The 13,830-nt window shown below is 65.3% G+C and carries 13 protein-coding genes; 11 read left to right on the top strand and 2 right to left on the bottom strand.

The window, feature by feature from the left end:
• Window positions 1–25 precede the first annotated feature (25 nt).
• On the top strand, window positions 26–940 hold the full coding sequence (locus J2X92_RS02270; RefSeq protein WP_307573837.1) for a LysR family transcriptional regulator: 915 nt from the start codon (window positions 26–28) through the stop codon (window positions 938–940).
• 26 nt (window positions 941–966) lie between these two features.
• Here J2X92_RS02270 and J2X92_RS02265 read toward each other — a convergent pair whose 3' ends face one another.
• Complete coding sequence (locus J2X92_RS02265) at window positions 967–1,791, bottom strand: IclR family transcriptional regulator (RefSeq protein WP_307573032.1); 825 nt, start codon at window positions 1,789–1,791, stop codon at window positions 967–969.
• A 183-nt stretch (window positions 1,792–1,974) separates the two neighbouring features.
• Here J2X92_RS02265 and J2X92_RS02260 point away from each other — a divergent pair, with 183 nt between their 5' ends.
• The 4 genes from J2X92_RS02260 to J2X92_RS02245 all read left to right on the top strand — a co-directional run bounded on the left by J2X92_RS02260 (window position 1,975) and on the right by J2X92_RS02245 (window position 5,924).
• On the top strand, window positions 1,975–2,934 hold the full coding sequence (locus tag J2X92_RS02260; protein ID WP_307573031.1) for an MBL fold metallo-hydrolase: 960 nt from the start codon (window positions 1,975–1,977) through the stop codon (window positions 2,932–2,934).
• 144 nt (window positions 2,935–3,078) lie between these two features.
• Window positions 3,079–4,716, top strand: a complete 1,638-nt coding sequence (locus tag J2X92_RS02255) for an FAD-dependent oxidoreductase (RefSeq protein ID WP_307573030.1) — start codon at window positions 3,079–3,081, stop codon at window positions 4,714–4,716.
• Between the two features lie 12 nt (window positions 4,717–4,728).
• The gene (locus tag J2X92_RS02250; protein ID WP_307573029.1) at window positions 4,729–4,935 is read left to right on the top strand and encodes a DUF2783 domain-containing protein; all 207 of its coding nucleotides are present in this window, start codon (window positions 4,729–4,731) and stop codon (window positions 4,933–4,935) included.
• A gap of 32 nt (window positions 4,936–4,967) precedes the next feature.
• Window positions 4,968–5,924 carry a Bug family tripartite tricarboxylate transporter substrate binding protein gene (locus J2X92_RS02245; protein ID WP_307573027.1) on the top strand — a complete coding sequence of 319 codons (957 nt, stop codon included), beginning with the start codon at window positions 4,968–4,970 and terminating at the stop codon, window positions 5,922–5,924.
• A 418-nt stretch (window positions 5,925–6,342) separates the two neighbouring features.
• Here J2X92_RS02245 and J2X92_RS02240 read toward each other — a convergent pair whose 3' ends face one another.
• Window positions 6,343–7,056 (bottom strand): FadR/GntR family transcriptional regulator, encoded by a 714-nt coding sequence (locus J2X92_RS02240; protein ID WP_307573835.1) that lies wholly within the window; start codon window positions 7,054–7,056, stop codon window positions 6,343–6,345.
• Window positions 7,057–7,264: 208 nt separating this feature from the next.
• On the opposite strand from J2X92_RS02240, the gene J2X92_RS02235 reads away from it, so the two are divergent.
• Genes J2X92_RS02235 through J2X92_RS02210 form a run of 6 tightly spaced genes read left to right on the top strand, consistent with a single transcriptional unit; the run spans window position 7,265 to window position 13,810 of the window.
• Window positions 7,265–8,140 carry an amidohydrolase family protein gene (locus tag J2X92_RS02235; RefSeq protein WP_307573026.1) on the top strand — a complete coding sequence of 292 codons (876 nt, stop codon included), beginning with the start codon at window positions 7,265–7,267 and terminating at the stop codon, window positions 8,138–8,140.
• A 7-nt stretch (window positions 8,141–8,147) separates the two neighbouring features.
• Window positions 8,148–9,671: a sugar ABC transporter ATP-binding protein gene (locus J2X92_RS02230; protein WP_307573024.1), complete on the top strand. Its 1,524-nt coding sequence runs from the start codon at window positions 8,148–8,150 to the stop codon at window positions 9,669–9,671.
• A gap of 17 nt (window positions 9,672–9,688) precedes the next feature.
• Window positions 9,689–10,714, top strand: a complete 1,026-nt coding sequence (locus J2X92_RS02225) for an ABC transporter permease (protein ID WP_307573023.1) — start codon at window positions 9,689–9,691, stop codon at window positions 10,712–10,714.
• A gap of 31 nt (window positions 10,715–10,745) precedes the next feature.
• Window positions 10,746–11,699, top strand: coding sequence for an ABC transporter substrate-binding protein (locus tag J2X92_RS02220; protein ID WP_307573022.1), 954 nt, complete (start codon window positions 10,746–10,748; stop codon window positions 11,697–11,699).
• Between the two features lie 23 nt (window positions 11,700–11,722).
• On the top strand, window positions 11,723–13,003 hold the full coding sequence (locus J2X92_RS02215; protein WP_307573020.1) for an L-fuconate dehydratase: 1,281 nt from the start codon (window positions 11,723–11,725) through the stop codon (window positions 13,001–13,003).
• Window positions 13,004–13,033: 30 nt separating this feature from the next.
• Window positions 13,034–13,810: an SDR family oxidoreductase gene (locus tag J2X92_RS02210; protein WP_307573018.1), complete on the top strand. Its 777-nt coding sequence runs from the start codon at window positions 13,034–13,036 to the stop codon at window positions 13,808–13,810.
• Window positions 13,811–13,830 lie beyond the last annotated feature (20 nt).

The raw sequence follows: 13,830 nt of genomic DNA, 5'->3' as shown, positions 1-13,830 counted from the left end.
ATAGATTTCGCGAATGGGAGCCGGCGTGGAGCTCAAGGACATCGACCTCAACCTGCTGGTGGTGTTCAACCAGCTGCTCATCGATCGACGGGTGTCGAAGGCGGCGACGAATCTCGGCCTTTCGCAGCCGGGCGTGAGCAACGCGTTGGCGCGCCTGCGCAAGCTGACCGACGACCCGCTGTTCCTTCGGACGCCGAAAGGCATGGAACCGACGCCGTTCGCAGAGCAGCTTGCCGAGCCGACCGCGAGCGCCCTGCAGACGATCCATGCCGCGATCAACCAGCGTAGCTCGTTCGATCCGGCCACCTCGACGCGCGCCTTCACCATCGGCATGACCGACATCGGGGAGATCTATTTCCTCCCCAAGCTCATGAAGGAGCTGGCGCGCTTGGCACCGGGCCTGTCGCTGAGCACCGTTCGCAACACGGCGGTCAATCTGCAGGACGAGATGGAATCGGGCCATGTCACGCTCGCCATCGGCTTGCTGCCGCAGCTCAAGAGCGGTTATTTCCAGCGGCGGCTGTTCAAGCAGCACTACGTCTGCATGTTTCGCAGCGGCCATGCGCTGGACAAGCGGCAGATTTCGCTGGCCGAGTTCTCGCAGGCCGACCACGTGGTCGTGGTGTCGGAGGGAACCGGCCACGGCAAGGCCGACGAGCTTCTCAGCCGCAAGAAGATCGATCGCAAGGTCGTGCTGACGGTGCCGCACTACGTGGCGGTCGGCCACATCCTGCACGATTCCGACCTGGTGGCCACGGTCCCCGAGCGGCTCGCTCAGGCCCTGGCGGGACCCTTCGGGCTGTCATATGTCCGCCATCCGGCCAAGCTGCCGGAGATCGCGATCAGCCTGTTCTGGCATGGGCGGTATCACCGCGATCCCGCCGTGGCCTGGATGCGCGCCTTGATCGTGCGGCTACACGGGGAGGGCGCCCCGGCCTGAATGGGTGCCGAGCTAAAGCGCCGGCCTCAACCGCGCCAGCCAAGACGGCTGGATGCTTCTGCGGCCGCATGGCGAACGGCTGACGCGGCGCTGGAGTTCCAGTCGGCCGAGAAACTGTCCTGATGCCCGAGCGCCGTGATCACGACCATGGGTTCGCCGTCGTGATCGAGCACAGGGGCGCTGAAAGCGTTGACACCGGGAATCGGCTTTCCCTCGGCGCGTGTGACGCCATGGTCGCGGAGCTCCGCCACAGCCTCGCGCAGTTCCCTGGTCTTCGGCTTCATTAGCGGCGCCTTGCGGTCTTCCGGGTCGCCGAGCGCCACGGCCATGGCCTTCTCGATGCGATCAGCAGGCAGCACGGCCGCAAACGCGCGGCCGGTGGCCGTGCCGAGGATCGACATCACGGTGCCTGCGCGCATCGAGACGTGCAGTGGTTCGCGCGCCTCGATCATCCGGATGATCGTCGGACCGAAATTGCCCCAGATGGCCACCGCCACCGCGTGTCCGGTGGACGCCGCCAGCTGCTGGGCGATGGGCAGCACGACCCGTACAGGATCCAGCTGGTGCAGGCACGTCAGTCCCAGCCGCAATGCGGCCGGGCCAAGCGCATAGCGGCCGGTCTCGGCTTCCTGTTCGATCAACCCGAGCTTGCCGAAGCTCACCAGGTACGGGTGTGCGCGTGAAGCGGGAAGACCGGATCGGCTCGAGAGGTCCCTGAGCGTCAGGGGCGTCTGGCTGTCGGCCAGGGCAAGCAGCAATCGTCCCCCCACCTCGATCGCCTGGACGGCGCGCTGCGCCTTGTCTTCCTTCGCGGCTTCTTCGGGATGGCTGTCTCGCATATCGCCTTTCAAGTTGCTGGAAGTCTAGTGCGCCGCCGAAGAGAGATTTGCGACGTGCGAATCGCCTGGCGTGGCCGATCGACCTAGGGAAAGTCCGCAAGTCCGTTTCGACAAATCAGTTTGCCATAAACAAATTTAAGTTGCATACTGCAAATGCGTTTGTTTTAGACAAATACCGATCCCAAGGAGCCCCGCATGAACACCGCCAAGAAATTCGCCTCGCAAGCCGACCTTGAAGAGAAGCAGATCAGCTTCACGAGGCTTTCGGAGCACGCCTGGGCCTACACCGCAGAGGGTGACCCGAATACCGGCATCGTGATCGGTGACGATTGCGTGCTGGTGGCCGACACCCAGGCCACACCGGCCATGGCGCAAGACGTGGTCAGGCGCATTCGCGAGGTGACCGACAAGCCCATCAAGTACGTGGTGCTCACGCACTACCACGCGGTGCGCGTGCTGGGCGCGAGCGGCTTCGCGCCGCAGCAGATCATCTCGAGCCAGGACACCCGCGACCTGATCGTCGAGCGAGGCGAGCAGGACAAGGCCAGCGAGATCGGCCGCTTTCCGCGCCTGTTCCAGAACGTCGAGACGGTGCCGCCGGGCCTGACCTGGCCCACCATGACCTTCACCGGCAAGATGACGCTGTGGCTGGGCACCCTCGAGGTGCAACTGCTGCAGCTGGGCCGCGGCCACACCAAGGGCGACACCGTGGTCTGGTTGCCAAAGGACCGGGTGCTGCTCAGCGGCGACCTGGTCGAGTTCGATGCCACGCCCTACGCAGGGGATGCGTATTTCAAGGATTGGCCGCAGACGCTCGCGAACATCGCCGCGCTCAAACCGGCTGCACTGGTTCCGGGACGCGGCCCCGCGCTGTCGGGCGAAGAGCAGGTCGCAGCCGGCCTCAAGGCCACCGGCGATTTCATCGCCGACGTGCGCGCCTGCGTCGAAGCCGGCGTGGCCGCGGGCAAGGACCTCCATGCGGTCTACCAGGACACCTTCGCCCAACTCAAGCCCAAGTATGGCCACTGGGTGATCTTCGACCACTGCATGCCCTTCGACGTGACGCGCTGCTACGACGAGGCCACCCAGTACCCGGACCCGCGCATCTGGACGGCCGAGCGCGACGTCGAGATGTGGAAGACCCTCGAAGGCTGATCGTCTAGCTCCCTCCCCTCCGGGGGAGGGTTGGGGTGGGGTGGGGGCAGGCAGAGCGCCAGATTCCAGCGCTGTCAGCCCCCATCCCAGCCTTCCCCAGCGGGGGAAGGAGCAGTACAGAAGACAAGGACACGGAGACAACACGTGATCGACTACCAAAGCCTGCGTTTCGACTACAAGCGCCATCCCGACCAGGACGCCGAGGCGTCGGTGCGCCGCCCCGTGGTCGTCGTCGGCGCAGGCCCGGTGGGGTTGGCGCTGGCCATCGATCTGGCGCAGCACCAGATTCCGGTGGTCCTTCTGGACAACGACAACACGCTGTCCACCGGCTCCCGCGCCATCTGCTTTGCAAAGCGCACGCTGGAGATCTTCGATCGGCTCGGATGTGGCGAGCGAATGGTCGACAAGGGCGTGTCCTGGAACGTCGGCCGTGTGTTCTTCAAGAGCGAGGAGATCTATAGCTTCAACCTGCTGCCGGAAGCGGGCCATGCGCGCCCCGCCTTCATCAACCTGCAGCAGTACTACGTGGAAGGTTTTCTGGCCGAACGCGTGTCCGAGTTGCCGCTGATCGATGTGCGTTGGAAGAACAAGGTCACGGGCGTGGTGCAGCTCGCAGACCACGTCGAGCTGACGGTCGAGACACCCGACGGGGCGTACCAGCTCGAGGCTGATCATGTCGCGGCCTGCGATGGGAGCCGCTCGAGCATGCGCGGGTTGCTGGGGCTGGAGAGCAAGGGCCGGCAGTTCAAGGACCGCTTCCTCATTGCCGACGTGAAGATGAAGCTCGACCGGCCGGCCGAGCGCTGGTTCTGGTTCGACCCCGAATTCCACCGCAACCAGAGCGTGCTGCTGCACATGCAGCCCGACAACGTCTGGCGCATCGACTTCCAACTCGGCTGGGACGCCGACCCGGAAGAAGAGAAGAAGCCCGAGAAGATCATTCCCCGCGTCAAGGCGCTCTTGGGCGAAGACGCGCAGTTCGATCTCGAATGGGCGAGCGTCTACACCTTCTCGTGCCTGCGGATGGATCAGTTTCGGCAGGGCCGCGTGTTCTTCGCGGGCGATTCGGCGCACGGCGTTTCCCCGTTCGGCGCCCGCGGCGCCAACTCGGGCGTGCAGGATGCCGAGAACCTGGCTTGGAAGCTTGCCGCGGTCCTGCGGCACCAGGCGCCCGATGCGCTGCTCGACAGCTATGGCCACGAGCGCGAATACGCGGCCGACGAGAACATCCTCAACTCGACCCGCGCCACCGACTTCATTACGCCCAAGAGCGAGATCAGCAGATTGTTCCGGGACGCGGTGCTGGAGCTCGCGAAGTCACACGCCTTTGCGCGCACCCTGGTCAACAGCGGCCGGCTGTCCGTGCCCGCCACGCTGCGAACGTCGGCGTTGAACACGCCGGACATCGACGCTTTCCAAGGAGGCATGGTGCCGGGCGCCGTGGCCGCGGACGCACCGGTGATCCGGTCCGACGGCAAGGCAGGCTGGCTGCTGCGGGAAGCAGGGCGCTCTGCATTCACGGCGGTGGTGTTCGGCGATGGCGAGACGGCGGACCGCGCGGAGCGCGCCGTAACCGAAGCCGGCGCCGCCGCAGGCGTACCCCTCGCGACGGTGCGAATTCCGATCGATGAGGCTCACGCGATGGCGACCCGGCGCTATGACGCGCGGGACGGCACGGTCTACCTGTTGCGCCCCGACCAGCACGTGTGCGCGCGATGGCGCCGGGCCGACGCCGGCATCGTGCGTGCCGCGCTCGATCGCGCGCTTTGCCGCAACGCCTGAAGGATCCCTGCCATGCCGCAAACCACCGCCGCGCACCTGACGACCGCACCGAACATCGATGCCTCGGACGATTTCTACGAGGCACTGATCGAAGCGCACCAAGGCCTTTCCACGGACGAAAGCCACGCCTTCAATGCACGGCTGGTGCTCGTGCTGGCCAATCACATCGGATCGCTGCCCCTGCTGCGCGAGGCATTCGCCGCCGCAACGCGCCAGTGATTCAGCACTCATAACCACCGGAGACAAAACCCATGATTCGCCTTTTCCTGACCGGCCTCGCATTGGCCGCAACCACCCATCTCGCCATTGCGCAAGACACCAAGCCCGTCGAATGGGTGGTCGGTTACGCCGCAGGCGGCGGTTCCGACTCCGTCGCACGCGCCACGGCCGAGGCGATGTCAAAGAGCCTGGCCCGGCCCGTCGTCATCAACAACAAGCCTGGCGCGGCGACCAACATCGCTGCCGACTATGTGGCCCGCTCGAAGGACTACGGCAGCGTCATGCTGACGGCCGACTTCGCGACGCTCGCAGCCAATCCGTTCCTGTTTTCCAAGCTCAGCTACAACGCCGAGAAGGACCTCGCGCCGGTCGGCATGCTGGCGCGTTTTCCGCTCGTTCTGGTGGTGGGACCCCAGGTGCCGGCCAAGAACTTCAAGGAATTCATCGCCTGGGCCAAGTCGCAACCCGGTGGTGTGAACTACGCCTCGGCCGGTGCCGGAAGTCCGCACCATCTGGCCACCGAGCTGCTGCGCGAAAAAACCGGCATCACCATGACGCACGTCGCCTACCGCGGCGCGGCGCCTGCGATGCAAGACATTTTGGGCGGCCAGGTGCCCTTCATGATGGTCGACACGGCCAGCGGCAACCAGTTCGTGCTGGCCGGCAAGGTCAAGGCCATCGGAGTCGCAAGCGCCAAGCGCATCGCGACCTTGCCCGAGGTGCCGACTCTCGCCGAACAAGGGCTGAGCGATTTCGAGGCCTATGCGTGGCAAGGGCTCGCCGTGCCGAGCGGCACGCCTGCCGACACGGTAGCAAAGCTCAACAAGTCGCTGGTCGACGCACTGAACTCGACGGCGGTGCAGGCACGTTTCCAGGCGCTGGGCGTGGAAGGGCTGCCGGGCACGCCGAACGACATGGCCAGGTATGTCAAGGACGAACGCGAACGCTGGGGCCGCCTCATCAAGGCGAACGGCATCAGGATCGATTGAGGTTCGCGCCTGGCACGAACGCCTAAGGCAGCGGGAGCTCGCGCATGAGGTTGCTGCGCACCCACGTGAACGCGCCCGACTGCACGTTGTTCGCTTGCCAGCGGCGGAACTCGGGATCCGCAGACAGGGGATCCGTGATCCTTCGCGTATTCCGTGGCGTTCTCGAACTGCACGGTCAGAACATAGTTGCCCAGTTCGCCTGCGACCACGCTCCAAAGCTGAGGGTTGGGTGCGCCATGCTTCTTCCAGAGCGCCGCACCCGCTTTCAGGGCTTGCATGACGGCCTCGAGATCGGCTCCGGGGCTGGGCCGCAGGACATATCGCGCTTCGTAGGCCATTGAAGTCTCCTTCGTCAGAGCAAGAGCGATATTGAAGCACCTGAGCGCCTGGGGGGCAATCGACAGGGAACATCCGCCGATCAGTCAGTCACAGGCGCCGCAGCTTCCTCCGTCCACCGCGCATGCGACGCGCCCAGGTGATGCAGCATGGCTGCTACCGCGGCCTGCGGATCTCGCGCTTCCAGCGCGCGGTAAATCGCCTCATGCTCGGCAAACGCCGCCTTCCACGCCTGCGAATTCTCGGTGCGCTCGCTCATGCGGGACGAGATCGGGCTGTGCCGCCCATCGAACAGTTCCCCGACCAGCCGCACGAGAACCGAGTTGCCCGTCATCTCGGCGATGGCGATGTGAAAGCGACGGTCGTTCTCGATCTGCGTGCGGCCATTGAGCCCGTCCTGACGCATGCTTTCGAGCGAGGCCCTCACGCGCTCCAGATGCTGCGGCGTGACGCGGGCCGAAGCCAGCGTGACCACCGAGCCTTCGAGCATTGCGCGCGCCTGAATCATTTCCGAGGGGCTTTCGCCGACTGCGGGCGTTGCGCGCTCCGGTGCGTCCTGCGACGCGCAGACATACACGCCTGACCCCATCCGTATCTCGACGCGCCCGTCGATCTCCAGGGCGATCAGCGCTTCGCGCAGCGAAGGCCGCGACACACCCAGCTGCAACGCCAATTCCCGCTCCGGCGGCAAGCGCGCGCCGACGGACAGATTGCCGTTGCGGATGACAGCCCGGATTTGATCCGCAATCTGTTGGTAGAGCCGGCGGGTGTCGGCGGGTTTGGTGGGCGGGAACATGACAAGTAGGTGGGCAATTTGGTCATGCCAGTTTGCCATCGTCAATGTAGTGATTGCTACTAATGAGCAGAAGTTTGCGGGAAAACCCGACAAGGGTTTGTTCCATCAAGGCCAATTTTGACGTTATGGCAAAGTGGCCTGCCAAATTGGTAAGGCCAAAACAAACGACCGTGTTCCGTTTTGACGAGACTGGAGAGTGCCAAGCAGCATGAGACAACGCATCGACTCGCATCAGCACTTCTGGCGACCCGCGCGCGGCGACTACACATGGCTGCGCGCCGACGTGCCCACCCTCTCGCCGCTGGTGCGCGACTTTCTTCCCGAGCACTTGGCGCCCCTCTTGCATGCGCACGGGGTGGAGCGAACCGTGCTGGTGCAGGCCGCCGACTCGGAAGCCGAAACCGACTTCATGCTCGAACTGGCCACCGCGCACGGCGTGGTGGGCGGCGTGGTCGGCTGGGTCGACCTCGCCAGCCCCAACGCCGTGGCTTCGCTGGAACGCATGGCGCGGCATCCCAAGTTCAAGGGCGTGCGGCCGATGCTGCAAGACCTGTCCGATGACGACTGGATCGCGCGCATGCCACGGCCCGATGCCATTCAGGCGCTCGTTCGCCTGGGCCTGCGCTTCGATGCCCTGGTGAAGCCGCGGCACCTGTCCTCGCTGATGCGCTTTCTGAAGGACTGGCCGCAGCTGCCCGTGGTGATCGACCACGCCGCCAAGCCGCCCGTGGGCGCGCATGGCAGCGAGGCCTTCGCGGCCTGGCGCAGGGGCATGGCCGAGCTCGCCGCGCTGCCGCAGGTGTGCTGCAAGTTCTCCGGGCTCTGGGGCGAGGCGCCCCAGGCTGCGCACCGCGACGTCGATGTGGCGGCATGCGCCGTGCGCCCGGTGTGGGAGCAGCTGCTCGAGAGCTTCGGCCCTGCGCGCCTCATGTGGGGCAGCGACTGGCCGGTGCTCACCCTGGCCGGCGACTACGCAGGATGGATTGCGGTCAGCGAGGCCTGCATCGGCGGCCTGTCGGCCAGCGAGCAGTCGCACCTCTGGCGTGGCACCGCGCAACGCTTCTATGGCCTGTCAACGGACTGAACGCGCCATGCAACCCATCGTCACCATCCGAGACCTCTGCAAATCCTTTGCCGGCGTGCGCGCGCTCGACAAGGCGCAGTTCGACCTGCTGCCCGGCGAGGTGCATGCCCTGATGGGCGAGAACGGCGCGGGCAAGTCCACGCTCATGAAAGTGCTGGCCGGCGTCTACAGCAAGGACTCCGGGGAGGTGATGATCGACGGCCAGCCCGTGGACGTCACGAGCCCGCGCGCGGCGCAGGCGCTGGGCATCGGGATCATCCATCAGGAGCTGAACCTGATGAACCACCTGAGCGCCGCGCAGAACATCTTCATCGGGCGCGAGCCGCGCGGGCGCTTCGGCCTTTTCATCGACGAGGACGCGATGCTGTCCGAGGCCGAGCGCATCTTTGCGCGCATGAACCTGCGGCTCGACCCGCACACGCCGGTAGGCGAACTCACGGTCGCCAAGCAACAGATGGTCGAGATCGCGAAGGCGCTCTCGTTCGATTCGCGCGTGCTCATCATGGACGAGCCCACTGCGGCGCTCAACAACGAGGAAGTGGCCGACCTGTTCCGCATCATCGGCCAGCTCAGGTCGCAGGGCGTGGCCATCGTCTACATCTCGCACAAGATGGACGAGCTCAAGCGCATTGCCGACCGCGTGACCGTGATGCGCGACGGCCAGTACATCGCCACCGTGTCGATGGCCCACACGCCGATGGACACCTTGATCGCCATGATGGTGGGGCGCCAGCTCACCGAGGTGGAGAACGATTTTCCCGACACCTCGGGCAACGAGATCGTGCTCGAGGCCCGGGGCATCCGTCGCGGCTCGATGGTGCGCGATGCGAGCTTCGTCTTGCGCAAGGGCGAGATCCTGGGCTTTGCGGGGCTCATGGGTGCGGGTCGCACCGAGCTCGCGCGCGCCGTCTTCGGCGCCGACCGCATCGACGCGGGCGAAGTCTTCGTGCACGGCAAGAAAGTGTCGATCAGGTCACCCGAAGACGCGGTGTCGCATGGCATCGGCTACCTCTCCGAAGATCGCAAGCACTTCGGCCTGGCCACCGGCATGGACGTGGAAACCAACATCGCGCTGCCGAGCATGAAAAATTTCCTGTCGATGGGCGTCTTCATCGACCAGGCGGCCATCGAGGCCGCGGGCGAGCGCTACGTGAAGCAGCTCAGCATCAAGACGCCCTCGGTGCGCCAGCAGGTGCGGCTGCTGTCGGGCGGCAACCAGCAGAAGATCGTGATCGCCAAGTGGCTGCTGCGCGACTGCAGCGTGCTGTTCTTCGACGAGCCCACGCGCGGCATCGACGTGGGCGCGAAGGCCGAGATCTACCGCCTGCTCAACGAACTGGCCGCCGAGGGCAAGGCCATCGTGATCATCTCGTCGGAGCTGCCCGAGATACTGCGCGTGAGCCACCGCGTGCTGGTGATGTGCGAAGGCCGCATCACCGGCGAACTGGCGGGGCGCGAAGCCTCGCAGGAAAAGATCATGCAGCTCGCCACCCGGCGTGAAACCACCGCTGCTGCTGCCGCCACCGCATGACGACTGGAGACAACGCCTTGACAACCCCCACCGCTACGACCGCCACCGCGACCGGCTTCTCGCTGAGGGCTCGGCTCTTTCGTCCCGCCACGCGGCAGAAGCTCTTGGCCTTTGCGAGCCTGATCGCGCTGCTGGCGTTCTTCAGCGTCGCGTCGCCGCAGTTCCTGCAGACCGACAACCTCGTGAGCATCCTGCAGTCGACCGCGGTGAACGGTGTGCTGGCCATTGCCTGCACCTTCGTCATCATCACCGCGGGCATCGATCTTTCGGTAGGCACGCTGATGACTTTCTGCGCCGTCATGGCCGGCGTGGTGCTCACCTACATGGGCATGCCGCTCGCGCTGGGCATCGCAGCCGCGATCTTCTTCGGTGCGCTGGCGGGGTTCGTGTCGGGCGTACTGATCGCCAAGCTCAAGATCCCGCCCTTCATCGCCACGCTGGGCATGATGATGCTGCTCAAGGGCCTGTCCCTCGTGATCTCGGGCACCAAGCCGATCTACTTCAACGACACGCCGGACTTTCCGGCCATCTCGCAGGATTCCCTGATCGGCTACTTCATCCCGTCGCTGCCGATACCCAACGCGGTGCTGATCCTGTTCTTGGTGGCGGTGGCCGCGAGCATCGTGCTCAACAAGACCATCCTCGGGCGCTACACCTTCGCGCTTGGCAGCAACGAGGAGGCGGTGCGCCTGTCGGGCGTGAACACCGACTTCTGGAAGGTCGTGGTCTATACGGTGAGCGGCGGCATCTGCGGTATTGCGGGCCTCTTGATTGCCTCGAGGCTGAACTCCGCGCAGCCTGCGCTGGGACAGGGCTATGAACTCGATGCGATTGCCGCGGTGGTCATCGGCGGCACTTCGCTCAGCGGGGGCACCGGCACCATCGTGGGCACGATCATCGGCGCCTTCATCATGAGCGTGCTGACCAACGGCCTGCGCATTCTTTCGGTCGCGCAGGAGTGGCAAACGGTGGTCACGGGCGTGATCATCATCCTGGCCGTGTACGCGGACATCCTGCGCCGTCGCAGCAGCAGCGCGCACTGACTCTATTTCCACAACCCACGGAGACATTCGCATGATTCAAAGAAGAGCCGTCGCCACCACGCTGGCCGCGTCCCTCATCGGCCTGTCTGGCCTTGCCCAGGCGCAGCAGGCGCAGGAGATCTACATCCCGCTCGTGTCCAAGGGCTTCCAGCACCAGTTCTGGCAGGCCGTGAAGTCCGGCGCCGAACAGGCCGCGAAGGACCTGAAGGTGAAGGTCACTTTCGAGGGGCCCGAGACCGAGGCGATGGTCGACAAGCAGATCGACATGCTCTCCGCCGCGCTCGCGAAGAAACCGCAGGCCATCGGCTTTGCCGCGCTCGACAGCCAGGCCGCCATTCCGCTCCTGAAGAAGGCGCAGGCCGCCAAGATTCCCGTGGTGGCGTTCGACTCGGGCGTGGACAGCGACATCCCCGTGACCACCACCACCACCGACAACAAGGCCGCCGCGGCGCTGGCCGCCGACAAGATGGCCGAACTGATCGGCAAGTCGGGCGAGGTCGCGCTGGTGGTGCACGACCAGACCAGCCGCACCGGCGTGGACCGCCGCGATGGGTTCGTCAACCGCATCAAGTCGGCCTATCCGAACATCAAGATCGTTAGCGTGCAGTACGGCGGGGGCGACCAGCTGAAATCGACCGAAATCACCAAGTCGATATTGCAGGCCTCGCCGAACCTGAAAGGCATCTTCGGCGCCAACGAGGGCTCCGCCATCGGCGTGGTCAACGGCGTGAAGGAGATGAAGCGCAGTGGCAAGGTCGTGATCATCGGCTACGACTCCGGCAAGCAGCAGAAGAACGCCATCATCGACGGCAGCATGGCCGGCGCCATCACGCAGAACCCCGTGGGCATGGGCTACAAGACCGTGGAGATGGCGGTGAAGGCGGTCAAGGGCGAGAAGTTGCCCAAGATCGTGGACACCGGCTTCTTCTGGTACGACAAGACGAACATCGCCGACCCGAAGATCGCCGCGGTGCTGTACGACTGATTCTTTCCCGGAAGACCTCGTTCATGACCATCGTTCGATCCATGCGCGTACTGGACGTGCGCTTTCCCACTTCCCAGCAGCTCGACGGCTCCGACGCGATGAATCCGGACCCGGACTACTCGGCGGCGTATGTCGTGCTGGAGACTGACCAGCCGGGACTCGAAGGCCATGGCCTGACCTTCACCATCGGCCGCGGCAACGAGATCTGCTGCGCGGCCATCGAGGCGATGCGTCACCTGGTCGTCGGGCTCGACCTGCAGTGGGTGGCCGAAGACATGGGCCGCTTCTGGCGGCACATCACGTCCGACAGCCAGCTGCGCTGGATCGGCCCCGACAAGGGTGCCATCCACCTCGCGACCGGCGCGGTGGTCAATGCGATGTGGGACCTGTGGGCCAAGACCGAAGGCAAGCCGGTGTGGCAGCTGGTGGCCGACATGAGCCCGGAGGCGCTGGTGCGCTGCATCGATTTTCGCTACATCACCGACTGCATCACGCCCGAAGAAGCGCTTGCGCTGCTGTGCGATGCGGCCGTTGGCAAGGCCGAGCGCATCGCCACACTGCAGGCCGAGGGCTACCCCTGCTACACCACCTCGGCCGGCTGGCTGGGCTACTCCGACGAGAAGCTGCGCCGCCTCGCGCAGGAGGCGGTCGATGCGGGCTTCAACCACCTCAAGCTCAAGGTGGGCCGCGATCTGCAGGACGACATCCGCCGGCTCACCGTGGCGCGCGAAGTGCTCGGGCCCGACCGGCACCTGATGATCGACGCCAATCAGGTCTGGGAAGTCGACCAGGCCATCGACTGGGTGCGGCAGCTGGCCTTCGCCAAGCCCTGGTTCATCGAGGAGCCGACCAGCCCGGACGACGTCGAGGGCCATCGCACGATCCGCGAAGGCATCGCGCCGGTGGTGAAGGTGGCCACGGGCGAGATGTGCCAGAACCGCATCATGTTCAAGCAGTTCATCATGCGCGGCGCCATCGACGTGGTGCAGATCGATGCGTGCCGGCTCGGCGGGGTGAACGAGATCCTGGCGGTGATGCTGATGGCCGCGAAGTACAAGCTGCCCGTGTGCCCGCATGCCGGTGGCGTGGGGCTGTGCGAGTACGTGCAGCATCTGTCGATGATCGATTACCTGTGCATCTCGGGGACCCGAGAAGGGCGGGTGATCGAGTATGTGGACCACCTGCATGAACACTTCGCCGAGCCTTGCGTGATTCGCGGTGCGGCGTACATGCCGCCGACGGCCGCCGGCTTCTCGATCACGATGAAGCCCGAGTCGCTCGAGCGCTATCGCTTCCGTGGATAGTTGGGAAAAACAGAAAGGCATCGCGCAGTCATGGACCTGAATCTCAAGGACAAGGTGGTGCTCGTCACCGGCGGCGGCAGCGGCATTGGCGCGGCCATTTCGCTCACGCTCGCCCGCGAAGGGGCGGTACCGGTGATCTGTGGGAAGAATCCGCTGGATGCCGCATTCGAGGCGGAGCTGTGCGGGCTGCAGCCGCGGGCGCGGTTTCTCCAGTTCGAGTTGATGGAAGAGGCGGCTTGCCGCAAGGCCGTCGAGAGCGCTGCCGCGGAGTTCGGTCGCATCGATGGGCTGGTCAACAACGCCGGCGTGAACGACAGCGTGGGGCTCGAAGCGGGGCGCGAGGCATTCGTCGCATCGCTGGACCGGAACCTCATCCACTACTACGTGATGGCGCATTTCTGCCTGCCGCACCTGAAGGCCAGCCGCGGGGCCATCGTGAACATCTCGTCGAAGACGGCGCTGACGGGGCAGGGCAACACCAGCGGCTATTGCGCCGCCAAGGGGGCGCAGCTGTCATTGACGCGCGAGTGGGCTGCTGCGCTCGCACCGGACGGCGTGCGCGTCAACGCCGTGATACCGGCGGAGGTGATGACGCCGCTCTACCAGCGCTGGATATCGGCCTTCGACGACCCGGATCGCAAGCTCGCAGCCATCACCGACAAGATTCCCCTTGGCCGCCGCATGACCACGCCGCAGGAGATCGCGAGCACGGCGGTGTTCCTGCTCTCCGAACAGGCCTCGCACACGACGGGGCAATGGGTGTTCGTGGACGGGGGGTACACGCACCTGGATCGGGCGTTGAGCTGATCGCTTCCCGCCCTTTCATT

The sequence above is a fragment of the Variovorax paradoxus genome, assembly GCF_030811855.1.
Lineage (GTDB): Bacteria > Pseudomonadota > Gammaproteobacteria > Burkholderiales > Burkholderiaceae_C > Variovorax > Variovorax paradoxus_L.
Note: the sequence above shows the minus strand (reverse complement) of the source record. Positions and strands in the feature narration are given on the sequence as shown.

What these genes read in the sequence shown, in the direction of transcription:
- J2X92_RS02260 (WP_307573031.1), top strand. Translation starts at nt 1,975, where the DNA reads ATGAACACCGCCAAGAAATTCGCCTCGCAAGCCGACCTTGAAGAGAAG.
- J2X92_RS02250 (WP_307573029.1), top strand. Translation starts at nt 4,729, where the DNA reads ATGCCGCAAACCACCGCCGCGCACCTGACGACCGCACCGAACATCGAT.
- J2X92_RS02245 (WP_307573027.1), top strand. Translation starts at nt 4,968, where the DNA reads ATGATTCGCCTTTTCCTGACCGGCCTCGCATTGGCCGCAACCACCCAT.
- J2X92_RS02240 (WP_307573835.1), bottom strand. Translation starts at nt 7,056, where the DNA reads ATGTTCCCGCCCACCAAACCCGCCGACACCCGCCGGCTCTACCAACAG.
- J2X92_RS02235 (WP_307573026.1), top strand. Translation starts at nt 7,265, where the DNA reads ATGAGACAACGCATCGACTCGCATCAGCACTTCTGGCGACCCGCGCGC.
- J2X92_RS02230 (WP_307573024.1), top strand. Translation starts at nt 8,148, where the DNA reads ATGCAACCCATCGTCACCATCCGAGACCTCTGCAAATCCTTTGCCGGC.
- J2X92_RS02220 (WP_307573022.1), top strand. Translation starts at nt 10,746, where the DNA reads ATGATTCAAAGAAGAGCCGTCGCCACCACGCTGGCCGCGTCCCTCATC.
- J2X92_RS02215 (WP_307573020.1), top strand. Translation starts at nt 11,723, where the DNA reads ATGACCATCGTTCGATCCATGCGCGTACTGGACGTGCGCTTTCCCACT.
- J2X92_RS02210 (WP_307573018.1), top strand. Translation starts at nt 13,034, where the DNA reads ATGGACCTGAATCTCAAGGACAAGGTGGTGCTCGTCACCGGCGGCGGC.